The sequence below is a fragment of the Pedobacter aquatilis genome, assembly GCF_032678425.1.
Lineage (GTDB): Bacteria > Bacteroidota > Bacteroidia > Sphingobacteriales > Sphingobacteriaceae > Pedobacter > Pedobacter aquatilis_B.
Window position 1 is genome coordinate 40,135 of record NZ_JAVTSG010000006.1, and the last position, 24,389, is coordinate 64,523.

Here is a 24,389-nt window from a genome sequence, read left to right on the forward strand (position 1 = left end):
CCGATTAATATCCACTAAACCACTTCGGCATTATTTCTCCTTAAAACTTGATTTACAGTTTCTAAAAACTTCGGAAAGTGAATTGGTTTTGTTAAATATTGGTCGCCACCTACTTGAAATGCATTTAATGCAAATTCATCGTAAGAAGTCATAAAAACGATAAATTTAACCTTATCTCTTAAAATCCGAGCAACATCGATACCCGAAACATCCATTCTTATATCTAAAAATAGAAAATCGATTTCTTGCTGGCTTTTAATTTCTTGAATTGCCAATAATGCCGAATCGTAACTTTTTATCAAATTAAGTTTAGGTATTTGGCTAATGTAACCTTTCATAAGGTCTAAAAACGTATTATCATCGTCTACAAGAACGCAATGATATAATTCAGAGTTTTTCATTGAATATTCAAACAATAAACTTTTCTAAAAGTTCTTAAAAAGTATTACAAATACTACAATTATAAGTTGTAAACGTTCATTTTATAGGAGCTAATAGATTTTACATAGAATATAATCTACATCAATTCAAAAAATGACTTCTGTCATAATATTGAAAAGCAAAATCAATTTTCTTTGCAATCAAAACAATAATGGCACATACTTTTCATATACCAGTACTCGGACTAGCCTACTCTATCGATACACCACTTAAGGTTGCAAAATTTGGTATTTCTTCGGTTTTATCGATTGTTGATGATGAACTTTGCGAAAGAATGAGGCAGCATCATGCTAAGCAGAATAATGAAAATTATGTTGCGATTTCAAAATCAGAAGATGATTACCGGGCAAAACGAATTACGGCTTATTTAAATTTAATCAGCAAACTGGTTGACAATCAAATAGAAAGTATCAAGCAGCAAAACTTCGAACCAGGCACAGAAATTACAAAATACTTCGAACTGCAACCGCCCAAGGCTGCAATTAAATTATTTTACGTTGCGATGCTTTTAGAAAATCATTTGGAGAAAAAAACAGCAATGCAAAAACAGCTTCGTAACGAAATTAAAGCTGGTAGAATTGATGTAAACATTATGGCGAAGGTTGATAAAATCAATTTTATAAACGGCATTAGTTTAGGGACTGAAAACAGTGATGCTTTGGCTGCGTTAAGAGGTTATGCAAATAGTAACTTACAATCTTCGGTTGTTATTTCTGCAGGGTTAAACCCAAAATTGTACAGCTATATTGAAACATTTAATGATTTTTATCCAGATGAAAACGGAAAGTTTAACAAGGAAATTATCTTAAAGGTTAGCGATTTTAGGTCGGCAAATGTGCAAGCAAAAATGCTGGCCAAAAAAGGCTTATGGGTTACCGAATTTAGAATAGAATCGGGTTTAAACTGCGGCGGACATGCTTTTGCTACAGAAGGATTGTTACTGGGACCAATTTTACAAGAATTCAAGAACTCAAGAAAAACAATTTATAACGAGCTTCAAATCATTTATCAAACGGCATTAAATTTAAAAGGCTATAACATAGATAACATTCTTGAGCAAAGAATAACTGCACAAGGTGGAATTGGAACTAGCGATGAACAAAAGCATTTAATAACGAACTACAATCTAGATGCTACCGGTTGGGGAAGTCCATTTTTATTGGTTGATGAAGCGACAACGGTTGACGATGAAACTTTAAATCAACTAATTAATGCTACAGAAAATGATTTTTACCTTAGCAATTCTTCACCTCTTGGTGTACCATTTAATAATTTTAGAAAAAGTACAGCCGAAACCGAAAGGCTAGATAGAATTGCTAAAAACCGACCAGGTAGCCCTTGTACCAAAAAGTATTTATGCAGTAATACAGAATTTACTATCGAACCGATTTGTACAGCATCTAGAAAATATCAAAACCTTAAAATTAAATCGCTAAAATCGGCTAATTTATCTGCTGTGGAATTATCAAAAAAAAGAAATGAAGTAACAGAAAAAATTTGCTTGTGTGAAGGATTATGTAGCTCAACCTACATAAAATACGATTTATTAAAGCCTAAAGAAAGTAAAGCTGTAAGTATTTGCCCGGGGCCAAACCTCGCCTATTTCTCAAAAAAATATACATTAAAGGAAATGGTTGATAATATTTATGGAAGGGTAAATTTGCTCGATGGTATTAACCGACCGAATTTATTTACGAAGGAATTAAAATTATACATCGATTATTTAAACAAAGAGTTTGAAAATTTCGCCAGCAATATTTCAACGGCTATACAAACCAACAAAAAAGTAGATTATCTAAAAAAATTCCACAATCAGCTTATGCAAGGGATTGATTATTATCGCGGCAGCATACAAAAAGCAGACGCAGATTTAAAATTATGGAGCAAAGAACAAGTGCTGCTTTTCGAAAAAGCTGTAATGCAAATGAGTAATTTAACACCTCAATTATTAAATTTGTGCAAAGCTGAAGATTAAAAATAAGCCACAAAAAATTGATATGGATAGAGCCAGGTTACTAAGTGCGATAATAGAAAACGCCATCGATGGCATTATAACAATTGATGATAAAGGAATTATTGAACATGTTAATCCCGCAGCACTTAAGCTTTTTGGTTTCAGCAATGCTGAATTAATTGGTAAAAATGTTTCGGCTTTAATGCCAGCTCCCGATAAGGAAAAACACGATTCTTACATAAAACACTATAACGATACCGGACAGAAACGAATTATTGGTATTGGCAGAGAAGTAACCGGACAGCGCAAAGATGGCTCTACATTTCCCTTTCGTTTAGGCGTTAGCGAGGTTAAATTTAGCGATAGAAAAATCTACACCGGATTTATTCACGATTTGAGCAAACTTAAAGAAAACGAAGCTCGTATTTTAAGTTATACTGAAGAATTGGAGGATAAAATCAGGGATCGAACGCAAGATTTGGTGAAACTGGTTTCCGAACTTCAATCTGCGAAAGAACATGTTAATGCACTTTTCGAGAAGGAAAAAGAACTAAATCAGTTAAAAACCAGGTTTGTTTCAATGGCTTCTCACGAGTTTCGTACACCATTGAGTTCAATTCAATTATCGGCAACGTTAATTGATAAATACATTCCGAAACTCGATACTGAAAATATAGAGAAACATACCGGAAAAATTAAAAATGCAGTTGGCAATCTTACTACCATTTTAAACGATTTCCTATCGCTGGAAAAACTCGAAGCCGGAAGAGTTGAGGTAAATCCTATTCGGTTTAATATTGTTGGTTTTGCGGAAGAAATTGTTGAAGAAATGCAGTTAATTAGTAAGCAAGATCAACACATTATTTATGAGCACAAAGGAACTTCGGCCGAGGTAAACCTAGATAATAACTTGTTAAAAAACTGCATTATCAATCTAATCTCAAATGCTGTAAAATATTCTGGAGAAAACACCATGATTCAGTTTAACAGTATTTTATTGGATAATGAACTGCTAATCGAAATAAAAGATAACGGCATTGGCATTCCAGAAGTTGACCAGCAAAACCTGTTCGAACCTTTTTTCAGGGCCCACAATACTGGAAGTATACCAGGAACTGGATTAGGCTTAAACATTGTAAAACGTTATGTTTCATTAATGCAAGGCGAAGTTTCTTTAGAAAGCGCACAAAATATCGGCACTACAATCCGCTTAAAAATTCCTTTTAAAAACCATTAATTTTTGCAGTTAACCATGAGTAAAAAAGTTCTAATAATTGAAGATAACGATGATATCCGTGAAAGCACTGCCGAAATTTTAGCGTTAGCTGGTTATAATACTTTTACGGCAATTAACGGGAAAATTGGTGTAGAATTGGCCACTAAGAACCATCCAGATATTATTTTATGTGATATTATGATGCCCGAATTGGATGGTTATGGCGTACTATATCTTTTGCATAAAAATCCACGGACAGCCTCTATCCCATTTATTTTTATTACCGCAAAAAGCGAAAGAGCCGATATGCGAAAAGGAATGGAAATGGGCGCTGATGATTATTTAACCAAACCATTTGATGATATTGAATTACTAAATGCCATTGAAGGTCGATTAAAAAAATCGACAACGAGTGTTAATTTCAATCAGCAAAATAGCGATACCCAAACGCTTTTTGCCGATTTAATTAAAAAGGGGAAAAACCGAACGTTAGCCAATAAACAGATAATTTATATTGAGGAAGACCAGCCTACACACGTTTACTATGTAAAGAAAGGTCAGGTTAAAACTTATAAAAGATTTAAAGATGGCCGTGAACTTTCTTCGGCACTTTACCAGCCTGGTGATTTTTTTGGTTACGAAAGTTTATTTACCGAAACTGCTTACGAAGATAATGCTGCAACACTTGCCGATAGTGAAATCATTTTGATTCCGAAAACCGAGTTTACTGATTATTTATACCAGCATCAGCCCATGTCGGCGGCATTTATACGCTTACTTTCGGGTAACATTCGCGATAAGGAAAATCAAATGCTGCAACTCGCCTATTTTTCGGTTCGAAAACGTGTTGCCGATGCCTTGGTTCAGGTTGCAGAAAAATTCGATTCGATTGTGGATGATAAAGCAACCATTAAAATTTCGAGAGATGATTTGGCGGCAATTGTTGGCACAGCAAGCGAAACCGTAAGCAGAATGCTTGCAGATTTTAAGGAAGAAAAACTGATTGAAAAAAGTGGTAATGCGATAAAAATTCTCTCTTTAAGCAAATTGAGAAGTATTAAGCAATAAATTTCCTTTAAAATCTCGTTCTCTTTCAAACAAAAAGAATAAGATTGCTTCTTTCTTCCTACTCACAATGACAAAAATTGGAGCATCGTTTTGAAGCACAGCCTATTCAGATACTTCTGGGAAGTAATCTTGACGCAGCATAAATGTTGAAATATTAGCACGACAGAAGTTTTATAAACCCGGTTGCAGCGATATCCTTTTTTGTTTACCACACGATAAACAAACACCAACTTTGGCAAAAAAGATTAAGCGAAAAACGGGGCGAACGTAAATAAATGCTTACAGTCTTGCTTTACAAAAACATAAAAGCAGATGGAAAAGTGGAAATATGATGAATATTTACGTTATTCTATAACTTAATGATATAATTTAGATTTCAAGAAATGCTCATTTTCTGATGAATATCATTTTTTAAGCTGACTGACCTCACCCCTCCTAGCATTGACAAATTATAGTTTTGAGGACTAAAAATTTGTTTATGAAAGCCATTGCGTACAACATTAAGCCCCATGAAAAAGAATGTTTGGTACTCGCCAACCATAAAAAACATGATATAACCATTATTGCCAATAGTCTGTCTTTTGAAACGATTGCTTTCGCGGCAGGAAAAGAAACGCTGCTTGTTTTTAACAATGATATTGTTGATGATCAAATCGTAAATAAACTGAAAGAACTCGGTGTAAAATACATCGCAACTTCTTCTTTTGAAACCAGCCATCTTGATTTAAAATCAGCAGCAAAAGCAGGTTTAAAAATTGCAAATGTTCCTTTAAAGGATGGGCAAAATCCTTTAGACAGGATGAACCGTGTTATCAAAAACCTTGATAATTGGGCGGCAGGAAAATGTGTTGGAAGCGCATGTTGTTGCCAGAATAATTGCGGTGTGGTCAAATCATTAAACCAAAAATGACGGATACTTTACACCTGCTAAAAAAGTATAATGTTGCCGCACCTCGTTATACCAGTTATCCTACGGTTCCGTTTTGGGATGTAGATAATTTCGACCTAAACCAATGGCTTTTTTCGGTTAAACATAACTTTGATAATAATAAGGAAGAAGGTATTAGCCTTTACATTCACCTGCCTTTTTGCGAAAGTTTGTGTACTTATTGTGGTTGCAACACGCGTATAACGAAAAACCACAAGGTAGAAATGCCATACATTGATGCTTTGATAAAAGAATGGCAACTGTATCTTAATATTTTGGGCACAAAACCTAAAATTAAAGAAATTCATTTAGGTGGCGGAACACCTACATTCTTTAGTGCAGAAAATTTAACACGCCTAATCGAAAGCATTTTGCAGAATGGCGAAGCAACTGCCGATGCTGAATTTTCTTTCGAAGCACATCCGGATAATACGAGCGAAGCACATTTGCAAGCTTTATACAATTTGGGTTTTCGCCGTTTGAGTTTAGGCATTCAGGATTTTGACGAGCAAGTGCAGCTGATGATTAATCGTTATCAAACACCTCTGCAAGTAGAACACATCACTAACCTTGCCCGCAAAATCGGTTATCAATCTGTAAACTTCGATTTAATTTATGGGCTTCCGTTTCAAACTTTAGCGGGATTGGAAAACACGCTAAATCAGGTAATGAAAATAAATCCCGATAGGATTGCCTTTTACAGTTATGCGCATGTGCCTTGGTTAAAACCTGGTCAACGACATTACACCGAGCAAGATTTGCCTAACAGCGAAATGAAATTTGAGTTGTACAATTTGGGTAAAAGTATGCTGCTGCAAACTGGTTTTAGAGAAATTGGAATGGATCATTTTGCAAAAGAAAGCGATAACTTATTTATCGCCCAACAGCAAAATCGCTTGCACCGAAATTTTATGGGTTACACACATCAACATACTAGCTTGCTTATTGGGTTGGGCGTTTCATCCATCAGCGATAGTTTAAATGCTTTTGCACAAAACGCTAAAACAGTCGAATCTTATCTGCAAAGCATAAATAATGGCCATTTCGCAATAGAGAAAGGACACATTTTAACGCCCAGAGATTCAAAAATACGGGAACAGATTACCGAAATTATGTGTAGTGGCAAAAGTGATTTTACTAGCGGAATTCCGAAATCCGCACACCATAAACTTGTGCCGCTAATTGATGATGGGTTGATTGATTTAAATGAAAATAAATTGGTGGTAAAAAATATTGGCAAGCCGTTTTTGAGGAATATCTGTATGGCTTTTGATGAACGTTTATGGGAGAAGAAGCCATCATTTCAGATGTTCAGTTATTCCATTTAGTAGTTTTTAAAACCATCATCTAATTAATCGGTTATGGAAAATTCAAATAAAATTACCGCCGAAACACTATGTTACCATTGTGGAGATACACTTGATAACGTTAAACACAGCTTGGATAGCCATGATTTTTGCTGCGCCGGATGTAAAAGTGTTTATAAAATTTTATCGGATAATAATCTTTGCAATTACTATAATTACAATGATAGTCCTGGCAAACGTATTCAAAACAACAGCCATTTCGAATACCTCGAAGAACCTTCAATAATTACACAACTATTGGATTATCAGCATGAAAAGGCAAGCATTGTAACCTTTTACATTCCTGCAATTCATTGTAGTTCTTGTATTTGGCTTTTAGAACATCTCTACAAAATAAATGAAGCTATTTTTTCATCGAGAATCGACTTTCTAAAGCGTCAGGTCACCATTAGTTTCAAACATGAAGAAATATCATTAAGAAAACTGGTTGAAACACTGGCCGATATTGGTTACGAACCTTTAATCAGTTTGCAAGATGTTGTTAAAGAAAACAGCAAATCGATAAATAAAACGCTGATTCAAAAAATTGCTGTTGCCGGTTTTTTAATGGGAAATGTGATGCTTTTCAGCTTCCCGGAGTATTTTGGTTTAAATGGATTTGAAGCACAATTTCAAAAACTTTTTGGCTGGCTAAATTTAACATTTTGTATTCCTGCAGCATTTTATTGCGGCAAAGATTATTTCGTATCGGCCATTACAAGTTTAAAGCACAGGCAAATTAACCTCGATACATCGCTTGCATTAATTATTGCAGTATTGTTTCTCCGCACAGCTTTTGATATTATTTTCGATGCAGGCCCAGGTTTTGCAGATACCCTTACCGGATTGGTATTTCTATTATTAATGGGAAAATGGGTTAAGCAACGCACTTATCATCACATTTCATTCGATAGAGATTACCGTTCTTATTTCCCAATTGCGGTAACTAAAATAAAAAACGGCAAGGAAATTCCGGTAGCAATTGAAGATGTGGCTATTGGCGATAGATTATGGATAAGAAACGGAGAAATTGTTCCTGCTGATGCAATTTTAATGAAGGGCGATGCCTGGATGGACATGAGTTTCGTAACCGGAGAATCTGACCCTATACACAAAGTTTTAGGCGAAATTATTTACGCAGGCGGCCGTCAAACGGCCGAAGCAATCGAACTTGAAGTGATTAAACCTGTTTCTCAAAGTTATTTAACAGGTTTATGGAACAACGAAAACTATCAGGCGAATCGAAAAAAGCAAAATTTTAACGATAGTGTTGCCAAATATTTCAGTCTTGGTGTTTTTATAATTGCATTTATTGCAACAGGTTATTGGCTTTTACAAAGTGATACACAAAAAGCATGGGCAGCATTTACAGCCGTAATCATAGTGGCCTGCCCTTGCGTTTTATCTTTAAGTACACCTTTTACACTGTCTGCAATTTTATCAATTTTTGACAAGAAAGGCTTTTATGTTAAAAATACGGATGCAATTGAGGCCTTTGCAGCATGTAACACTATAATTTTCGATAAAACTGGAACGCTCACCAGCTCAGAAAATAATGATATAAATTTCATTGGTATGCTCGATTTTCATGAGCAAATGTTAGTAGCCTCTTTGGTTAGAAATTCATCACATCCATTAAGCAGGCAAATTTTAAGGAATTTACACTGCAATAATTATATGCCAGTTTCCAATTATTCTGAAATTGCTGGAAAGGGAATTTCAGGGATCATTCACAATCGTAAAATATATTTAGGGAACGCTTCCATCCTACCCAAAAATATCAACATTACAGAAATTAATGGTGTTCATGTAGTTATAGATAATCAATACAAAGGCTGCTTTCAAAGCGTTCAGCAATGGAGACCAGATTTGCCTCAACTTATAAATAGGCTTTCTAAGAAATTCAGCTTTCATGTTTTGTCTGGCGATACCAATCAGGAATATGCTGCATTAAAAAATATATTCCCTAAAGAAACAAAAATCAATTTTAAACAGAGTCCGCATCAAAAGCTTGAATATGTTTTATTAGAACAACAAAAAAACAATAAGGTTATAATGCTTGGTGATGGATTAAATGACTCCGGCGCTTTGAAACAAAGCGATTTCGGCATCGCGATTACGGATAATGTTAACAACTTTACCCCCGGCTGTGATGCCATTTTAACAGGAAAAAGTATCGGAATGTTGCCAAACTTCGCAGCACTAAGTAAAGATGGCTTAAAGGTGGTTAAAATCAGTTTTGCAATCGCCGTTCTGTACAACTGCATTGGTATTTATTATGCTGTGCAAGGAACTCTATATCCTTTAATCGCTGCGGTTTTGATGCCAATTAGTACCATCACTATTATTTCTTTTACCTCAATAGCCACGCATTTTTTCGCCCGTAAAAACAAACTATGAACATTTTATACTTTTTGGTTGGCTGTAGCGTGCTTATGGCGTTAATCTTTCTGGCTGCATTTTTCTGGGCATCAAAAACTGGTCAACACGATGATGTTTACACACCAGGTGTAAGAATCCTTTTTGATGATGAAGATAAAAGTGACGAGCATCATATTTCTAAGCAATCATCATCATAATTCGTGGTAAACAACTCCAATACATTTGCTATACAAATACTAACAAACCTTTCTTAATCCATTATGCAGTTAGAGAAATTTACTTACGACAATAAGATTGTCCGCGATTTTGGCATTGCAACCATTGCTTGGGGCGTTATCGGTATGACAGTTGGTCTTATCGTTGCCATTCAGCTGTTTATGCCAAGCATGAATTTGGGCAATCAGTACACCACTTTCGGTAGAATCAGACCCCTACATACAAATGCCGTAATTTTTGCCTTCGTTGGAAATGCAATATTCATGGGCGTTTATTATTCGCTTCAACGTTTACTAAAAGCCCGTATGTTTAGCGATGCATTAAGCAAAATTCATTTCTGGGGATGGCAGCTTGTAATTCTTTCTGCAGTAATTACACTTCCTTTAGGTTTTACAACATCGCATGAATATGCCGAACTCGAATGGCCAATTGACATTGCCATTACCCTAATTTGGGTGGTGTTTGGCATTAATATGTTTGGTACAATTTTTAAAAGACGAGAGCGCCATTTATACGTAGCCATTTGGTTTTACATTGCAACATTTGTAACCATTGCGGTATTGCATATTGTAAACTCTTTCGAGTTACCAATCTCTTTTATGAAAAGTTACTACGTGTATGCTGGCGTTCAGGATGCACTTGTGCAATGGTGGTATGGGCACAACGCCGTAGCATTTTTCTTAACTACTCCATATTTAGGAATGATGTATTACTTTCTTCCAAAAATGGCAAATCGACCTGTTTATTCATATAAATTGAGTATTCTGCACTTTTGGTCGTTAATATTTATTTACATCTGGGCCGGCCCGCACCATTTGTTATATTCTTCCTTACCGGGATGGGCACAGTCTTTAGGTGTAGTATTTTCAATTATGCTGATTGCACCAAGTTGGGGCGGTATGATTAATGGTTTGCTCACACTTAGAGGTGCGTGGGATAAAGTAAGAGAGGATGTTACTCTTAAATTTATGGTGGTTGCACTTACCTGTTATGGCATGGCAACCTTCGAAGGACCTTTACTATCTATAAAACAAATTAATGGAGTTGCACACTTTACCGATTGGATAGTTGCACACGTACACGTAGGTGCATTAGGCTGGAATGGATTTTTAACATTTGGGGTTTTATATTGGTTAATTCCTCGTATTTATAAAACCGAATTGTATTCTAAAAAAATGGCTGGCTTCCATTTCTGGATTGGCACTTTGGGTATCTTATTTTATGCTGTGCCGATGTACTGGGCAGGTTTTACACAAGGTTTAATGTGGAAAGAGTTTACAGCTGAAGGTTTACTAAAGTACCCAAACTTTTTAGCTGTAACCTTACAAATTATCCCAATGCATGTTTTCAGAGCTGTTGGAGGTGCATTTTACTTAACAGGAGCAATTGTGATGGCCTACAATCTTGCCAAAACAATGTTAAAAGGCAAATTGGTTGCAAACGAAAACGCAGAAGCAATGGCTTTGGAAAAAGTTATTGTAGAAACTAACCCGATGGATAAAACCTGGCATCGTGTTTTAGAGCGCAAACCAATGAAATTTATGGTGCTTTCTCTAATCATCATTTTAATCGGTGGTATGGTAGAAATGATGCCAACATTTACCATTCAATCGAATGTACCAACCATTAAAAGTGTAAAACCTTACACCGCTTTAGAACTGCAAGGAAGAGATTTATACATCCGTGAGGGATGCGTAAACTGCCACTCGCAAATGGTTAGGCCATTCCGTTCTGAAACCGAACGTTATGGCGAATACAGCAAAGCCGGAGAATTTGTTTACGACCACCCGTTTTTATGGGGAAGTAAACGTACCGGGCCTGATTTACATCGTTTAGGTGGCAAATACTCTGATGCGTGGCATTTCAACCATTTGGTTGACCCAACATCCATGTCGCCGGGAAGTATTATGCCGCCTTACCCTTGGTTGGTAAATCAAACATTGGATATCTCTACAACTCCATCAAAAATCAGGGCGATGCAAACGCTTGGTGTACCTTATCCAGATGGGTTTGACCGTATCGCTAATGATGATTTAAAACAACAATCAGAAAAAATATCTACTGAGCTGAAACAGAATAACATTAAAGTGAACAGCGATAGGGAAATTATTGCCATGATAGCTTATCTGCAACGCTTAGGGACCGATATCAAAACCAATAAAGAAAGTATTCCATCTAATCAATAAACCTCATGTTCGAACAATTAAAAAACCTGGCTGGTAGAGAATATTATTTAATCAGTTCATTAATACTATTTCTTGTGTTTTTTATTCTAGTAAGTATTTACCTAATCAAATTGAATAAAAACCATATACAGATAATGAGTGAGTTACCATTAACCGATAACGATACCAAACATGAAGAAGATTAAACTAACATTATTTTTAAGCTTAATATCTGCTGTGGTATTTGCTGCTGATGAAAATCCGGTTGCAGAATTGCCAAAATCAGATCCGAAATTATTAGGTTTAAACCAACCCGATTTATTGATTTTAATCTTACTGATTTTCGCCGCCGTACTTCTTTTCGTATCGATAACCTTGCTAAATGCATTTAAGGTTATGTATCGCGAGCAATTAAATCCAACACCATATCAATCGCCTGTTAAAGATGAGGCTTTGGACTACGATAGCTGGCTAAAAACCAAAAAATCAAAGCCATCTGTTTGGAATAAAGTTTTAGGCTTAAAACCGATTGAAGAAGAAAAAAACCTGGTAATTGAACATGCTTATGATGGAATTCATGAATTGAACAATCCTGTTCCTGGCTGGTTTAACTTTCTATTTTACGGAACAATATTATTCGGAATAGGATATTTATTCTATTATTACATTGGCGGTTATGGCTTAAATCAAGACGAATTATATGAAGCTGAAATGGCGAAATCGATTGAAGAAAAAGCTATTTATTTAGAAAAATCGGCAAATACGGTTGATGAAAATTCTGTAAAGTTTGATAATTCAACAGCTGTTCTAGAATCAGGTAAAACTATTTTTAGTGGCAACTGTGCAGTTTGCCATGCACCAACTGGTGGTGGCATCATAGGCCCAAACCTTACCGACGATTTTTGGCTACATGGAGGCGGTGTGAACAACGTATTTAAAACCATTAAATATGGCGTACCTGAAAAAGGAATGGTGAGCTGGGAGAAACAACTTTCGCCAAAGCAAATCAGCGATGTAACCAATTACATTTTATCGTTACATGGTACAAATCCGGCAGGTGCAAAAGCACCGCAAGGCGAGAAATATGACGAGAAAAATTCGGCAGATAATGAAATGAAAGAAGATGCTTCAGAGAAATAAAGCCGAGCAAAAGAAAGGCAGAAACTTTCTTTACCCAAAAAAACCTTCGGGCAAACTTTACAATTATCGTAAATGGGTAAGTTACGTTTTACTGCTTTGTTTGTTCAGTTTTCCTTTTTTGAAATTTAGCGGTGAGCAATTGATTTTGTTAAATTTTCTGGAACGAAAATTTGTGTTCTTCGGATTGATTTTTACACCGCAGGATTTTTACCTCTTTGCATTTGCAATGCTCATTTCTATACTTTTTGTAATCTGCTTTACGGTTATTTTGGGTAGGCTTTGGTGCGGTTGGGCTTGTCCTCAAACCATTTTTATGGAAATGGTTTTCCGCAGGATAGAATATTGGATTGAAGGTGATTCCATCCGCCAGAAAAAATTAGATAAACAGCCTTGGAACAGCGAGAAAATTTTAAAGAAAGGCAGCAAACATTTCATTTATATCGCTTTGTCTTTCGCCATTGCGAATACTTTTTTAGCCTACTTAATTGGTTCTGAAGTATTGTATAAAATAATTACTGAACAAGTAGAATTACATATTTCAGGTTTTATTTCGATATGGGTTTTTACAGCAATATTTTATAGTGTTTTCGCTTATGTTCGAGAAGTTGTTTGTACTGTTATTTGTCCATACGGTAGATTACAAGGCGTTTTATTAGACAACCAAAGTTTAATTGTTGCTTATGATGAACAACGTGGCGAGCCAAGAGGAAAACTCTCAAAAAGCCTGTTAGATGTTAAAGGCGATTGTGTTGATTGTGGTTTATGTGTGCAGGTTTGCCCTACCGGAATTGATATTAGAAAAGGAACCCAATTAGAGTGTATTAACTGTACCGCTTGTATAGATGCCTGCGATGAAGTGATGCTAAAAATTAATAAGCCTAAGCGCTTAATTGGTTTTTACAACAACGATTACATCAAACTCAGAAGAACATTTAAAGCGGGTTTAAAAGCTTATGGTTACGCAGCAGTTCTTGCCATAACAGTTTTACTTTTTTCATCACTAATTTATAAAAGAGAAAATGTACAAACTACTGTTTTACGGGCAAGTGGAACACTTTTTCAAGAGCGACCAGATGGAACGATAAGTAATTTATACAATGCCGAATTGATAAACAAAACCAACAAGGATATTCCCTTTACTTTTAAATCTTTAGAAAAAACTGACAGCATAATTTTTATCCAAAGTGAAAAGATTTTACCTAAAGAAGGAACAGTTCGCTTAACGTTTTTTCTTGTTAAAAAAGCGACAACCATTAAAGGTTATAAAAACGAAGTTGAGTTTAAGGTAATCACCAATAATTCAATTGTAAGCACAGCAAAGACAAGCTTTTTTGCAAATCCAAATTAATATGAACTGGGGAGGAAAACTGATTTTAACCATGTTAATTTTCATGGCTTTTATTTTAGCAATGGGTGCTTATATGCTTAGCAAACAAGGAAATGATGCTCTAGTTGAAAGTAATTATTATGAAAAGGGCTTGAATTATGATGATGAATATCAATCGAAAAAAAACACAGTTGATGATGGCTTAACGCCAATAATTAAGGTTAACGAAAGCCAAATCGTAATACAAATGAAAGACTGTTGCAACTATGAACTGCGCTTAATTCGTCCTTCTGATGCTAAATCAGACAAAAAAATGAAAGGTAAAACTATTGGCGAAAACCACTTGATTTTGATACCAAGAACTGCTCAAGATAAAGGTTTGTGGTTTTTAGATTTAGAATGGAAAATCAACAATAAAAATTACCGTTTTAAACAAAACATTACGCTTTGATAAATTTTCTTCCACTGGCATTTTTAATGGGTTTGTTTGGCTCCCTGCATTGTGCTGTAATGTGCGGACCAATTATGCTTTCCTTGCCTTTAAAAAAAAGAAGCTTTTTGAAAGATGGTTTTAGCTTGCTTTTATATCAAACCGGAAGGGTTTTAACATACACTTTATTGGGTCTTTTGGCCGGTTGGTTTGGCGAAACTTTCAGTTTAATTGCAAACCAAAAAACACTGAGTATAAGCATCGGTATCTTGCTGGTTTGCATCACAACTATTCAATTCAGCAGCAAATACAGTTCATTACTAAATAACTTACAATTTAGCTTGGTAAAACCGATTAGTAAATTAACATCAAAGGTTTTTAGGTTACCTTTTTGGGAGTTTTTTGCAGGAGTTTTAAACGGCATTATTCCATGCGGAATGGTTTATTTGGCTATCGCTACAGCTATTAACTCCTCAAGCCCGAGTGAAGGTGCACAATTTATGCTCCTCTTTGGCTTGGGTACAGTTCCTCTACTAATGATGATTTCATTGGGCGGAATTTATTTGAAGAAATACATTCGTTTTAACACCAAAAAACTGGTGCCTTGGTTTATGCTTTTGGTAGGGACACTCCTAATTTTAAGAGCATCAGAATTTGGCATTCCTTTTCTATCGCCAAATAGCCACACCCACTATAATAGCGGTGCGGCTTGCAAATAGCGCTAAATTATTGTATTTTTTTCTGAAGATTTTCAATCTCAGCGAGATGCCTTTTTAAGGTAGGTAATGTTTTATCCACAAAAGCTTTTAGCTCATTATCTTTAAGTTTTTTACTTCCATCTTCAAAAAGCTTAACATCATTTTTATGGTCTTTAACCATTGCATCAACATATGCTTTATCGAAATCTTTAGCTTCTTGTCTGGTTAATTCCTCCTTAAGTTTAAGCTCATCTTTACCAACTGATGATGGCAAAGTAATGTTCTTCTTCGTGGCTAAAGCTTTCAGTTCTTCATTTGCAAGCGTATGGTCTGCAATCATCATAGCAGCAAATTCATTAACATCACCATCTTTAGTTTTTTGCTGCGCAATTATGGCTAGATCAACTTCGGCAATACCACCGTTTGCAGCTTTAACCACAAATTCTGCGTCATTTTTATCTACATCAATGGCTATCGTATCCGGATTATTTTTGGTTGTATCTATTTTTGCATTGTTTGCGCTATCGGCAATTTTGGTGCTTTCGGGTTTTGAACCATTACCGCAAGCTTGCACTATAATCAGCGTAGCTGCTAAATAGGAAATACTTAATAACTTTCTCATAACTGGATTTTATTTTGAGGATGATTTTTAATCAATTGAGCTTTAGTTTTCGATAAAGCTGATAATTATCAAACTTAAATTCAGACAATTAGTTTGATAAATTCTAATAAAAACAAAAAACCACATCGTTGTTTCAATAAATTATTAGGCTTACCATAATAGATATTGAAGTTTGAGAATTACTGATTAAATACTAACATTATTAGTACAAACAAGCTTAAAAACGTATTTTTGGCATTGTAAAGCACTTTTTTCTTTGATACAGATTTAACTTCAATACTTTGGCGCACCAACATCAGCTTATTCTCGATTTTCTTAAAAGTACAAACCAACCAGTTTTTTTAACCGGAAAAGCCGGAACAGGGAAAACCACTTTGCTAAAGCACATTAAGGAAACCACCGAAAAAAACTATGCGATTGTTGCGCCAACTGCAGTTGCCGCCATAAATGCTGGTGGTGTTACGCTTCACTCCTTTTTTCAAATCCCTTTCGGACCGATTATTCCAGACAAAGAAGTTAGTGATGATGTAAAATATTCTGTCGAGAAAATAAAGTTATTGAAGTGCCTCGAATTATTAATTATTGATGAAATAAGTATGGTTCGGGCAGATGTGCTCGATTATATTGACATCGCTTTGCGTAAAACAAAAGCCATAAACCGACCTTTTGGTGGCGTGCAGGTTTTATTGATTGGCGACCTTTACCAGCTTTCGCCAATTGCACACGATGCCTGGCACATTTTGAGGAATTATTATGCAAGCCCTTATTTTTTTGATAGCAAAGCGATAATTTCAAACCAGCTCATTACTTTTCAGCTTGATAAAGTTTACCGCCAATCGGACCCAACTTTTCTAAATATTTTAAACGGAATAAGGGAAAATACATTAAGCAGCGAATTGCTGGCAAAACTTAATGAGCGTTATGATGAAAGCTTAAGCGATATCCGCAAGGAAGAATACATTACGCTTACCACGCACAACAACCAGGTTACGCAAATCAACCAAGAATATCTGGAAAAATTAGATGGTGAAACTTTCCAATTTACGGCAAAAGTAACTGGCGATTTCCCGAAAGATGCCTATCCGATTGATGAGGTTTTAGAGTTAAAAATTGGTGCAAGGGTAATGTTTATCAAAAATGATTCATCAGGCAAAAAACTTTACTACAATGGAAAAGCTGCTATTGTTATAGCTGTTGATGGTGATGTAATAAAAGTTTCGTTTGATAATGATACTGCAGCGCTAGAAATTAATCGCGAGGAATGGCAAAATGTAAAGTATAATCTTGATGGAGAAAATAAAATTAGTGAAGTAAATACAGGTTCGTTTACGCAATTTCCATTTAAGCTGGCTTGGGCAATTACCGTTCACAAAAGCCAGGGATTAACCTTTGATAAAGCGAATATTGATGTAAGTTCATCTTTTACGCACGGGCAAGCTTACGTGGCGTTAAGTCGTTGCAGAAGTTTGGATGGACTAATTTTAAAATCTCCGGTAAAACCGGAAAATATAATAACTGATGATAAAGTAATCCGTTTCACGAACGATGCTATTCTAACTACGCCTAGTGCAGAAACTTTGGCAAAATCATCAATTGATTACGAATGGAATCTCATTCACGATTTGCTTGATTTTAGCGCTTTGTCGAAAAACTGGCAATTGCTAAAAAAATCTAACTTTCCCAATCATCACGAAAATCAGGCTTTTCATACCATTATTGGGGAAATATCTAAACCGCTTGAAAATGAAATTATCGCAATTGGAGAGAGGTTTATCAAAAAAGAATTATCTGAACAGCCAAAATCTACAATTGTAAAAGAAAATCAAACCATCGTAGAAAGGTTAACAAAAGCTGCGCAATATTTTAAACCTAAGCTAAAATCAATGCTTGATGTTGCAGATAAATTTAACGACATGAATGTTTATCGGGATGAACGGGCCGAAAAAATATTAAGTCGCATAAGTGATTTTGTAAACGACTTAACCATAAAAACAGAACTTTTTAAAATCTCCTGGACTAATTTTTCTGCGGATGAATTTGCAAAAGTTTACCATAAGGCAGGCAGCAAATACGAACATATTCAAACCGGAAGAGTTAAAAAAGCTGTAGAACTGCCAAAAGAAATCGTTAATCAGCAACTCTACAACGAACTTATTTCTTTAAGGAAAAAGATTAGCGAAAAAAGAAATGTACAAGAACATAACGTGCTTTCTGACCAAACTTTACAAGTAATTGCTGCGAAATTGCCAAAAACAACGGAGCAGCTTGCTGCCATTAAAGGCGTTGGAGTGGGTAACGCCGTAGAGATTGGTAAAGATATTTTGAGATTAGTTAACGGTTATTTAGGAACAACAGAACTGTTTTAAAAAGTCATCATTGCGAGGCATAGTTTATCCTGACCATTCGGGAAAGCAACCTGATTGTAGAGATTGCTTCGTGTCGCTAAACTAAACAAATTGTAAAAACTTTTTTTTGAAGCGCGAAACCTGTGCTCATCGGTTACAACAGTCCCGCCACCGCTCCAAGTCCTCATTTCGCTGCGCTACCATTCCGGGCTTTACGCTATGTCGGGGCTATTTAATTTAAGCTTGTGCTAGAAATTTAAACAATGCTCAAACAGATACAATGTCCATACTCTGTTACCATATTACTAAACCTTTACAGTAATGACGTAAAGAATATATCTACGCTTTTATTAGTGGATTCTTTTCCTTCGCAAACAAATCGAAAACCTTTTTATCTACAAACGCAGGGAATAATTTATTCATCCAAACCGCTAATTTCCCCTGACCAGTCATAATCAATGTACGTTTACGTTTTTCAATTCCATCAGCAATAATGCTTGCCACTTCTTCCGAAGTCATCATTTTACCTTCATCCATACTGGTTTCGCCATGTGCCGCACCATCTTTTGATAATGCGGTTACCCGAATATTTGAAGCCGTAAAGCCAGGACAGGCAAGCAGAACATTTACACCTGTTTTTAAAAGTTCTGTGCGCAAAGATTCGATAAAACCATTCATTGCAAACTTCGATGCAGAATAACCCGTTCTACCGGGTAAACCTCTGAAACCAGCAATTGATGAAACCCCAACAACAGTACCTTTTGTTTTTAAAATCTCTGGTAGAGCATATTTTGTACAATAAACCGTTCCCCAGAAATTTACATCCATCAGGTTTTTGAGTACTGATAGATCTAAATCGTTAAATAAAGCACGCATAGATAAACCAGCGTTATTCACCAGAATATCAATTCTTTGAAAAGAAACTAAGGTTTGTTTGATAATCAACTCACAGTCGGCTTCCTTGCTCACATCGGCTTGAACAGCAACTGCTCTTATTCCATATTTCTTTTCTAAATCGGCAGTTATTTCGCAAAGGGTAACATATTGACGAGCAGCCAAAACCAAATTTGCGCCACGTTTTGCAAATTCTTCTGCGCAAGCTTTTCCAATTCCGCTAGATGCTCCAGTAATGATTACGACTTTATCTTTCATTAGTTTGTTTGTTGTTTGGTTTGTTAGTTTTTTGGTTACTTGTGCATTGGATTTTTGATTTTCTGGTATGTTAGCTTTCTGGTTTTGTAGTTGCATTCTAATCAACAAAACAACCAACCACCGAAGCAACTACTTCATCATCGCCGTTTCATAGGGAACACGTGTCACAATAGAACGGCCTAGGGTAATTTCATCTGTATATTCCAATTCGCCGCCAAAAGCAATTCCTCTGGCAATGGTTGTTACCGGAACATTAAATTCTTTCAGTCGTTTATAAAGATAAAATAGGGTTGTATCACCTTCCATATTTGGGCTTAAGGCCAGGATAATTTCTTTAATACCACCAGATGCAACGCGTTGAACCAAGCCGTCGATATATAAGTCTGCCGGACCAATTCCATCCATTGGAGAAATTAATCCACCTAAAACATGATAAACACCAAAATATTGCCCGGTATTTTCGATTGCCATCACATCTCGAGTGTCTTCTACCACACAAATGGTTTCCTTATCCCTTTTATTAGATGTACAGATTTCACAAACCACATAATCGGAAATATTGTGGCAAGTAGAACAATGCTTTATTTGTTGCTTTAACTTAATAAAGGTATTGCCAAACTGATTAACTTCTTCCTGCTCCTTATTTAAAAGATGAAGCACTAAACGAAGAGCCGTTTTTTGTCCCACACCAGGTAATTTAGAGAATTCGTTTACCGCATCTTCCAGCAGTTTGGATGAAAAATTCATGGTACAAAAATATGAAATAGTTGTTTGGTTTTTTAGTGCTTTGGTTTTTTAGTTATTTTGTGCTAGGACGAAAAAACTAACAATCTAACCAACCAAACAACTAATATTAATTTCTTACATTTATCAGCTTAAAACCAAATTATGTCACCAACCATTCTACTATGTTTCCTAATCGGCTACTTTTTATTGCTGATTATTATTTCATTCGTCACCTCAAAAGATTCGTCCGATAACAACTCATTTTTCGTAGCTAACAGAAATTCGAAATGGTATTTAGTAGCCTTTGGAATGATTGGAACGGCTCTTTCGGGTGTAACATTTATCTCCGTACCCGGAGAAGTTGGCGCTCCAGCTGGTAATCAGTTTCAGTATTTTCAGTTCGTTTTAGGCAATGCAGTTGGCTTTATTATTATATGTACCGTTTTGCTTCCACTCTATTATCGGATGAAACTCACATCGATTTATAGTTACATTGAACAACGTTTAGGCTACTACAGTTATAAAACCGCAGCATCTATATTTTTACTTAGCCGTACGCTTGGTTCTGCTACAAGGTTGTATTTGGTTGTGATTGTTTTACAACGTTTTATATTTGATAATTACGGTATTCCTTTTTGGTTGACTGTGTTGATTTCATTGGCTTTAATTTGGTCGTATACTTTTAAAGGCGGCTTAAAAACAATTATCATTACCGATACTTTACAAACGTTTTTCCTGGTACTATCAGTTTTCTTAACCATTTATTTCATTTGTAACAGCTTAAATTATAGTATTCCACAAGCTTTTGAAACCATAAAAAGCAGCAGCTATTCTAAAATCTTCTTCCTGGATGATTTCTTAACCAACAAGTTTTACTTTAGTAAGCAGTTTATCGGTGGTATTTTCGTAACCATCGCCATGACTGGTTTAGACCAGGATTTAATGCAGAAAAACCTGAGCATGGGCACTATAAAGGAAGCGCAGAAAAATATGTTCACCTTTACAGGAGTATTTGTAATTCTAAACGTATTTTTCTTGAGTGTTGGTGCATTATTATACATCTATGCAGCGAAAAATGGCATCGATATTCCTTTAGACCACGTTACAGGTAAACCAAGAACAGATTTATTATTCCCTGAAATTGCCTTAAATAATTTAGGTGCAGTACCAGCAATTATTTTCATGTTAGGCTTAACTGCTGCAACATTTGCAACTACAGATTCGGCACTTACTGCTTTAACCACATCGTTTTGCGTAGATTTTTTAGGCATGGCAAAGAAAGAAAATATTAATGCGGCAAATGCTGTAAAAAAGCGCCATACCGTTCATATTGTTTTCTCAATTTTGATGTTTTTAGTGATTATTGTAATCAACGCTTTAAACAGTTCATCGGTTGTGAGTTTAATTTTCTTAATCGCTTCATATACTTATGGACCACTTCTAGGGCTTTACAGCTTTGGTTTATTTGTCAAAAAACGCGGTTTACACGATAAATTAGTTCCGATAGTTTGCATTATATCACCTTTTTTATGTTACTTGCTTTCAACCTATTCAACCCAATTGTTGGGCGGTTATGTTTTTAGTGTAGAACTGATTTTAATTAACGGTTTAATCACATTTATAGGTTTGCTTTTCATCAGCAAAAAAACTGATGCACAAACCAGATTTTAATATACAATACAGAATATATGACGAGTGAAGAAAAAATTAGAAGTGCTTTTGAAAATAAAGATTGGCAGGAAATCAAAGTAACCGACTCCTGGCAGATTTTTAAAATAATGGCCGAGTTTGTTGATGGTTTTGAGAAACTGGCAAAAATCGGTCCTTGCGTTACCATTTACGGCTCTGCACGTACAGCAGAAAGCAACCGCTATTATCAACTAGCTGAACAATGCGGTAAATTACTAACCGACCGTGGTTATGGTGTAATTACAGGCGGCGGTCCGGGTATTATGGAGGCTGGTAATAAAGGCGCCTACACAAATGGCGGTAAATCAGTTGGTTTAAATATCGAATTACCTTTTGAGCAATTTCATAATAAATATATTGACCATAATAAACTTTTACAGTTCGATTATTTCTTCGTTCGCAAGGTAATGTTTATGAAATACAGTCAAGGTTTTGTGGTTTTACCTGGCGGTTTTGGCACAATGGATGAGCTTTTTGAGGCTTTGACATTAATTCAAACTGGTAAAATTGCCCGCTTCCCGATTGTGTTGGTTGGTAAAGATTATTGGGGTGGTTTAATTGACTGGATTAAAGGCACCATGCTTGAAAAAGAGCACAACATCCACGAAGAAGATTTGAATCTTTTTAGATTGGTTGATACTGCTGAAGAAGCAGCTGAACATATTTTCAGATTCTATGATAAGTATGTGCTTAAACCTAACTTCTAGATCAGGATTGATAGGATTTTCCAGATGAAAAGGATTTTGAAAGAAATTCAATCCATCAAAATTCAATAATTAAGAAAAAGTGCTTGTTACCGCAAGCACTTTTTTTATTAATGAAACAATATTTGTAACGATTGGTTTATTCGGGAGTCAAAAGAAAAATCTGTTATAGATGGAGAAAATGTTAAATTGGAGAAAAGGATTATTTGATAGCAATTATCAAGTATTTGAGCATGGGCTTTTAAAATTTTCGTTAAATTTTAGTTCCTTAAAGAATACGGCTGTAGCCACTACACAGGGTGGCATTTATTTATTGAAAAGTGAAGGATATTCGGTTCCTGAAACTAAAATCCTGAATAATAAAAATGAGGTTTTAGCGGTAATACGTTATGATTGGTTTGCATTTAAAGCAAAGGTTGCGGTTTCAACAGGTGAGCAATTTGATTGGAGTTTTCAAAATAGTTGGTTAAGCCGTTGGAGCATTAATAACCACCAGGATAAACAGGTAATCTTCAACTCTACTACAAATAGTGGCTTAATCCATAGCAATGTAGATGAGGATTTATTACTATTTACGGGATTGTTTATACGCGAATATTATTCAAGAATTCTTTATGGTTTGATTCTCTTTGTGATTTTTATGTCGACTGTGAGGAGTTTTTTTTAAGTTTAACAGCGTAAAACTTTGTTTCTAATTTATTTACGCCCAGTAATTCAAGATTAGCGATAAATCCTATCGAAATATCCTACAAAAAAGGTAATAGTTTAGTAAATATAAAATAGATTGCTTCGTTTCTCGCAATGACGAACGCTTAAAAAAATTGTAATCTATCCCAAAATCTCATTAATCTTATCTGTTGGTCTTGCTATAATTGCCTTATCTCCTGAAACTATAATTGGTCTTTCGATAAGAATTGGGTTTTCAACCATGGCAAGAATCCACTCATCATCGCTAAGCGATTTTCCTTTGTAATTTTCAATAAAAATCTTCTCTCCCTTGCGAATCAATTCCAAAGGTTTGATGTTAAGTTTTGCGAGCAATTCTTCAAGTAGGCCTTTAGTTGGAGGCGTTTCCAAATAGTAAATCACTTCAAATGGCTTACCACTATTTTCCAACTCTTGCAAAGCCTGACGGCTTTTAGTACATCTGTTATTGTGATAAATCTGAATCATATTATAGTCTATAAACCACTTACTCCACCACTCACCACCAATTTCATTGCATCAGCGGCAGTCATATTTAAATCTTTTACCTTATCTCTTTTAACAATACAAAGCTGACCTGCAAAAGAATAAGAAAGTGGAAAATATACCGCAACTTCGTCGGCCAAATCAAGTTTCTTTAAATCGTTTTGTGTTAAAAAGCCTATCTTTTTCAAATTGCCTTCTACCTCAACTAATACCGGATGATTAAATTTCTTTTCATCACCAACAAATGCTTCGGTTAAATCTTTAATAGAAGAATATATGAAATTGAGCAACGGCAATCGATGCATCATTCTGTGGAACCAATTATACATTGGTTCGGTTACCAAATTGGTTACGAAAATACCGGCTAGTAAAATAATGGTTAAAACCGTTAACAAACCTAAACCAGGAATATTCCTACTCTCGCCAGTACGAGGATTTACACCAAGTATATTATTGACATTCAACCAGCTATCTACCGTTGTTACCGCCCAAACGACAATAAAAATACTCACAGCAATGGGCACAACAATTAATAAACCTTTAATTAAATAGTTTAAAATAGCTTTCCCGACTTTATTCATGCTGCAAACTTATGAAAAAAAGGATTAATTGATTGAATTGTTAAATTGTTTGATTAAACAACAAATAA

At 35.4% G+C, this 24,389-nt stretch carries 23 protein-coding genes; 17 read left to right on the forward strand and 6 right to left on the reverse strand.

Annotated features, from left to right (window positions below; all coding sequences use genetic code 11):
- Positions 1 to 14 precede the first annotated feature (14 nt).
- Positions 15 to 401 (reverse strand): LytR/AlgR family response regulator transcription factor, encoded by a 387-nt coding sequence (locus R2Q16_RS16900; protein ID WP_316738803.1) that lies wholly within the window; start codon positions 399 to 401, stop codon positions 15 to 17.
- 191 nt (positions 402 to 592) lie between these two features.
- Here R2Q16_RS16900 and R2Q16_RS16905 point away from each other — a divergent pair, with 191 nt between their 5' ends.
- The 13 genes from R2Q16_RS16905 (at position 593) to R2Q16_RS16965 (ending at position 15,332) form a co-directional block, all read left to right on the forward strand.
- The gene (locus R2Q16_RS16905; RefSeq protein WP_316738804.1) at positions 593 to 2,416 is read left to right on the forward strand and encodes a hypothetical protein; all 1,824 of its coding nucleotides are present in this window, start codon (positions 593 to 595) and stop codon (positions 2,414 to 2,416) included.
- Positions 2,417 to 2,438: 22 nt separating this feature from the next.
- Complete coding sequence (locus tag R2Q16_RS16910) at positions 2,439 to 3,632, forward strand: PAS domain-containing sensor histidine kinase (protein ID WP_316738806.1); 1,194 nt, start codon at positions 2,439 to 2,441, stop codon at positions 3,630 to 3,632.
- 15 nt (positions 3,633 to 3,647) lie between these two features.
- Positions 3,648 to 4,679: a response regulator gene (locus tag R2Q16_RS16915; RefSeq protein ID WP_316738808.1), complete on the forward strand. Its 1,032-nt coding sequence runs from the start codon at positions 3,648 to 3,650 to the stop codon at positions 4,677 to 4,679.
- A gap of 478 nt (positions 4,680 to 5,157) precedes the next feature.
- Positions 5,158 to 5,589 carry a lactate dehydrogenase gene (locus tag R2Q16_RS16920; protein ID WP_316738810.1) on the forward strand — a complete coding sequence of 144 codons (432 nt, stop codon included), beginning with the start codon at positions 5,158 to 5,160 and terminating at the stop codon, positions 5,587 to 5,589.
- A complete protein-coding gene (gene hemN / locus R2Q16_RS16925; RefSeq protein WP_316738811.1) occupies positions 5,586 to 6,935 on the forward strand; it encodes an oxygen-independent coproporphyrinogen III oxidase in 1,350 nt (449 codons plus the stop codon). Before R2Q16_RS16920 ends, hemN begins: the two co-directional genes overlap by 4 nt.
- 33 nt (positions 6,936 to 6,968) lie before the next feature.
- Positions 6,969 to 9,353: a heavy metal translocating P-type ATPase gene (locus R2Q16_RS16930; protein WP_316738841.1), complete on the forward strand. Its 2,385-nt coding sequence runs from the start codon at positions 6,969 to 6,971 to the stop codon at positions 9,351 to 9,353.
- The gene (ccoS, locus tag R2Q16_RS16935) at positions 9,350 to 9,532 is read left to right on the forward strand and encodes a cbb3-type cytochrome oxidase assembly protein CcoS (protein ID WP_316738861.1); all 183 of its coding nucleotides are present in this window, start codon (positions 9,350 to 9,352) and stop codon (positions 9,530 to 9,532) included. Before R2Q16_RS16930 ends, ccoS begins: the two co-directional genes overlap by 4 nt.
- 63 nt (positions 9,533 to 9,595) lie before the next feature.
- Complete coding sequence (gene ccoN / locus R2Q16_RS16940) at positions 9,596 to 11,737, forward strand: cytochrome-c oxidase, cbb3-type subunit I (protein ID WP_316738862.1); 2,142 nt, start codon at positions 9,596 to 9,598, stop codon at positions 11,735 to 11,737.
- Positions 11,738 to 11,742: 5 nt separating this feature from the next.
- Positions 11,743 to 11,922, forward strand: a complete 180-nt coding sequence (locus tag R2Q16_RS16945) for a hypothetical protein (protein WP_316738863.1) — start codon at positions 11,743 to 11,745, stop codon at positions 11,920 to 11,922.
- A complete protein-coding gene (locus R2Q16_RS16950; protein ID WP_316738864.1) occupies positions 11,909 to 12,856 on the forward strand; it encodes a cbb3-type cytochrome c oxidase N-terminal domain-containing protein in 948 nt (315 codons plus the stop codon). Before R2Q16_RS16945 ends, R2Q16_RS16950 begins: the two co-directional genes overlap by 14 nt.
- Positions 12,840 to 14,204: a cytochrome c oxidase accessory protein CcoG gene (gene ccoG / locus R2Q16_RS16955; protein WP_316738865.1), complete on the forward strand. Its 1,365-nt coding sequence runs from the start codon at positions 12,840 to 12,842 to the stop codon at positions 14,202 to 14,204. Before R2Q16_RS16950 ends, ccoG begins: the two co-directional genes overlap by 17 nt.
- Position 14,205: 1 nt before the next feature.
- Positions 14,206 to 14,634: a FixH family protein gene (locus R2Q16_RS16960; protein ID WP_316738866.1), complete on the forward strand. Its 429-nt coding sequence runs from the start codon at positions 14,206 to 14,208 to the stop codon at positions 14,632 to 14,634.
- A complete protein-coding gene (locus R2Q16_RS16965; RefSeq protein ID WP_316738867.1) occupies positions 14,631 to 15,332 on the forward strand; it encodes a sulfite exporter TauE/SafE family protein in 702 nt (233 codons plus the stop codon). The genes R2Q16_RS16960 and R2Q16_RS16965 overlap by 4 nt, the downstream gene beginning before the upstream one ends.
- A gap of 7 nt (positions 15,333 to 15,339) precedes the next feature.
- Here R2Q16_RS16965 and R2Q16_RS16970 read toward each other — a convergent pair whose 3' ends face one another.
- A complete protein-coding gene (locus tag R2Q16_RS16970) occupies positions 15,340 to 15,933 on the reverse strand; it encodes a DUF4142 domain-containing protein (RefSeq protein ID WP_316738868.1) in 594 nt (197 codons plus the stop codon).
- 281 nt (positions 15,934 to 16,214) lie between these two features.
- Here R2Q16_RS16970 and R2Q16_RS16975 point away from each other — a divergent pair, with 281 nt between their 5' ends.
- On the forward strand, positions 16,215 to 18,299 hold the full coding sequence (locus tag R2Q16_RS16975; RefSeq protein WP_316738869.1) for an HRDC domain-containing protein: 2,085 nt from the start codon (positions 16,215 to 16,217) through the stop codon (positions 18,297 to 18,299).
- A 318-nt stretch (positions 18,300 to 18,617) separates the two neighbouring features.
- On the opposite strand, the gene R2Q16_RS16980 is transcribed toward R2Q16_RS16975, so the two are convergent.
- Positions 18,618 to 19,430 carry an SDR family oxidoreductase gene (locus tag R2Q16_RS16980; protein ID WP_316738870.1) on the reverse strand — a complete coding sequence of 271 codons (813 nt, stop codon included), beginning with the start codon at positions 19,428 to 19,430 and terminating at the stop codon, positions 18,618 to 18,620.
- A gap of 129 nt (positions 19,431 to 19,559) precedes the next feature.
- Complete coding sequence (gene recR, locus R2Q16_RS16985) at positions 19,560 to 20,177, reverse strand: recombination mediator RecR (protein WP_316738871.1); 618 nt, start codon at positions 20,175 to 20,177, stop codon at positions 19,560 to 19,562.
- Between the two features lie 141 nt (positions 20,178 to 20,318).
- Here recR and R2Q16_RS16990 point away from each other — a divergent pair, with 141 nt between their 5' ends.
- From R2Q16_RS16990 to R2Q16_RS17000, 3 genes are all read left to right on the forward strand, one after another.
- A complete protein-coding gene (locus tag R2Q16_RS16990) occupies positions 20,319 to 21,827 on the forward strand; it encodes a sodium:solute symporter (protein ID WP_316738872.1) in 1,509 nt (502 codons plus the stop codon).
- Between the two features lie 17 nt (positions 21,828 to 21,844).
- Positions 21,845 to 22,552 (forward strand): TIGR00730 family Rossman fold protein, encoded by a 708-nt coding sequence (locus R2Q16_RS16995; protein ID WP_316738873.1) that lies wholly within the window; start codon positions 21,845 to 21,847, stop codon positions 22,550 to 22,552.
- 169 nt (positions 22,553 to 22,721) lie between these two features.
- The gene (locus tag R2Q16_RS17000) at positions 22,722 to 23,216 is read left to right on the forward strand and encodes a hypothetical protein (protein ID WP_316738874.1); all 495 of its coding nucleotides are present in this window, start codon (positions 22,722 to 22,724) and stop codon (positions 23,214 to 23,216) included.
- Between the two features lie 161 nt (positions 23,217 to 23,377).
- Here the strand turns inward: R2Q16_RS17000 and arsC are convergent, their stop codons facing one another.
- Together arsC and R2Q16_RS17010 are read right to left on the reverse strand one after the other, a co-directional pair.
- Positions 23,378 to 23,722 carry an arsenate reductase (glutaredoxin) gene (arsC, locus tag R2Q16_RS17005; protein ID WP_316738875.1) on the reverse strand — a complete coding sequence of 115 codons (345 nt, stop codon included), beginning with the start codon at positions 23,720 to 23,722 and terminating at the stop codon, positions 23,378 to 23,380.
- A gap of 8 nt (positions 23,723 to 23,730) precedes the next feature.
- Entirely contained in the window at positions 23,731 to 24,321 is a 591-nt protein-coding gene (locus R2Q16_RS17010; protein WP_316738876.1) for a DUF502 domain-containing protein, read from the reverse strand.
- Between the last annotated feature and the right edge of the window lie 68 nt (positions 24,322 to 24,389).

Excerpts from the sequence above, each read along its gene's own strand:
- R2Q16_RS16910 (WP_316738806.1), top strand. The coding sequence starts at position 2,439 with ATGGATAGAGCCAGGTTACTAAGTGCGATAATAGAAAACGCCATCGAT.
- R2Q16_RS16950 (WP_316738864.1), top strand. The coding sequence starts at position 11,909 with ATGAAGAAGATTAAACTAACATTATTTTTAAGCTTAATATCTGCTGTG.
- ccoS (WP_316738861.1), top strand. The coding sequence starts at position 9,350 with ATGAACATTTTATACTTTTTGGTTGGCTGTAGCGTGCTTATGGCGTTA.
- R2Q16_RS16900 (WP_316738803.1), bottom strand. The coding sequence starts at position 401 with ATGAAAAACTCTGAATTATATCATTGCGTTCTTGTAGACGATGATAAT.
- R2Q16_RS17000 (WP_316738874.1), top strand. The coding sequence starts at position 22,722 with ATGGAGAAAATGTTAAATTGGAGAAAAGGATTATTTGATAGCAATTAT.
- ccoG (WP_316738865.1), top strand. The coding sequence starts at position 12,840 with ATGCTTCAGAGAAATAAAGCCGAGCAAAAGAAAGGCAGAAACTTTCTT.
- R2Q16_RS16970 (WP_316738868.1), bottom strand. The coding sequence starts at position 15,933 with ATGAGAAAGTTATTAAGTATTTCCTATTTAGCAGCTACGCTGATTATA.
- R2Q16_RS16995 (WP_316738873.1), top strand. The coding sequence starts at position 21,845 with ATGACGAGTGAAGAAAAAATTAGAAGTGCTTTTGAAAATAAAGATTGG.
- R2Q16_RS17010 (WP_316738876.1), bottom strand. The coding sequence starts at position 24,321 with ATGAATAAAGTCGGGAAAGCTATTTTAAACTATTTAATTAAAGGTTTA.
- arsC (WP_316738875.1), bottom strand. The coding sequence starts at position 23,722 with ATGATTCAGATTTATCACAATAACAGATGTACTAAAAGCCGTCAGGCT.
- R2Q16_RS16930 (WP_316738841.1), top strand. The coding sequence starts at position 6,969 with ATGGAAAATTCAAATAAAATTACCGCCGAAACACTATGTTACCATTGT.
- R2Q16_RS16980 (WP_316738870.1), bottom strand. The coding sequence starts at position 19,430 with ATGAAAGATAAAGTCGTAATCATTACTGGAGCATCTAGCGGAATTGGA.
- R2Q16_RS16905 (WP_316738804.1), top strand. The coding sequence starts at position 593 with ATGGCACATACTTTTCATATACCAGTACTCGGACTAGCCTACTCTATC.
- R2Q16_RS16920 (WP_316738810.1), top strand. The coding sequence starts at position 5,158 with ATGAAAGCCATTGCGTACAACATTAAGCCCCATGAAAAAGAATGTTTG.
- recR (WP_316738871.1), bottom strand. The coding sequence starts at position 20,177 with ATGAATTTTTCATCCAAACTGCTGGAAGATGCGGTAAACGAATTCTCT.
- R2Q16_RS16945 (WP_316738863.1), top strand. The coding sequence starts at position 11,743 with ATGTTCGAACAATTAAAAAACCTGGCTGGTAGAGAATATTATTTAATC.
- hemN (WP_316738811.1), top strand. The coding sequence starts at position 5,586 with ATGACGGATACTTTACACCTGCTAAAAAAGTATAATGTTGCCGCACCT.
- ccoN (WP_316738862.1), top strand. The coding sequence starts at position 9,596 with ATGCAGTTAGAGAAATTTACTTACGACAATAAGATTGTCCGCGATTTT.
- R2Q16_RS16990 (WP_316738872.1), top strand. The coding sequence starts at position 20,319 with ATGTCACCAACCATTCTACTATGTTTCCTAATCGGCTACTTTTTATTG.
- R2Q16_RS16960 (WP_316738866.1), top strand. The coding sequence starts at position 14,206 with ATGAACTGGGGAGGAAAACTGATTTTAACCATGTTAATTTTCATGGCT.
- R2Q16_RS16915 (WP_316738808.1), top strand. The coding sequence starts at position 3,648 with ATGAGTAAAAAAGTTCTAATAATTGAAGATAACGATGATATCCGTGAA.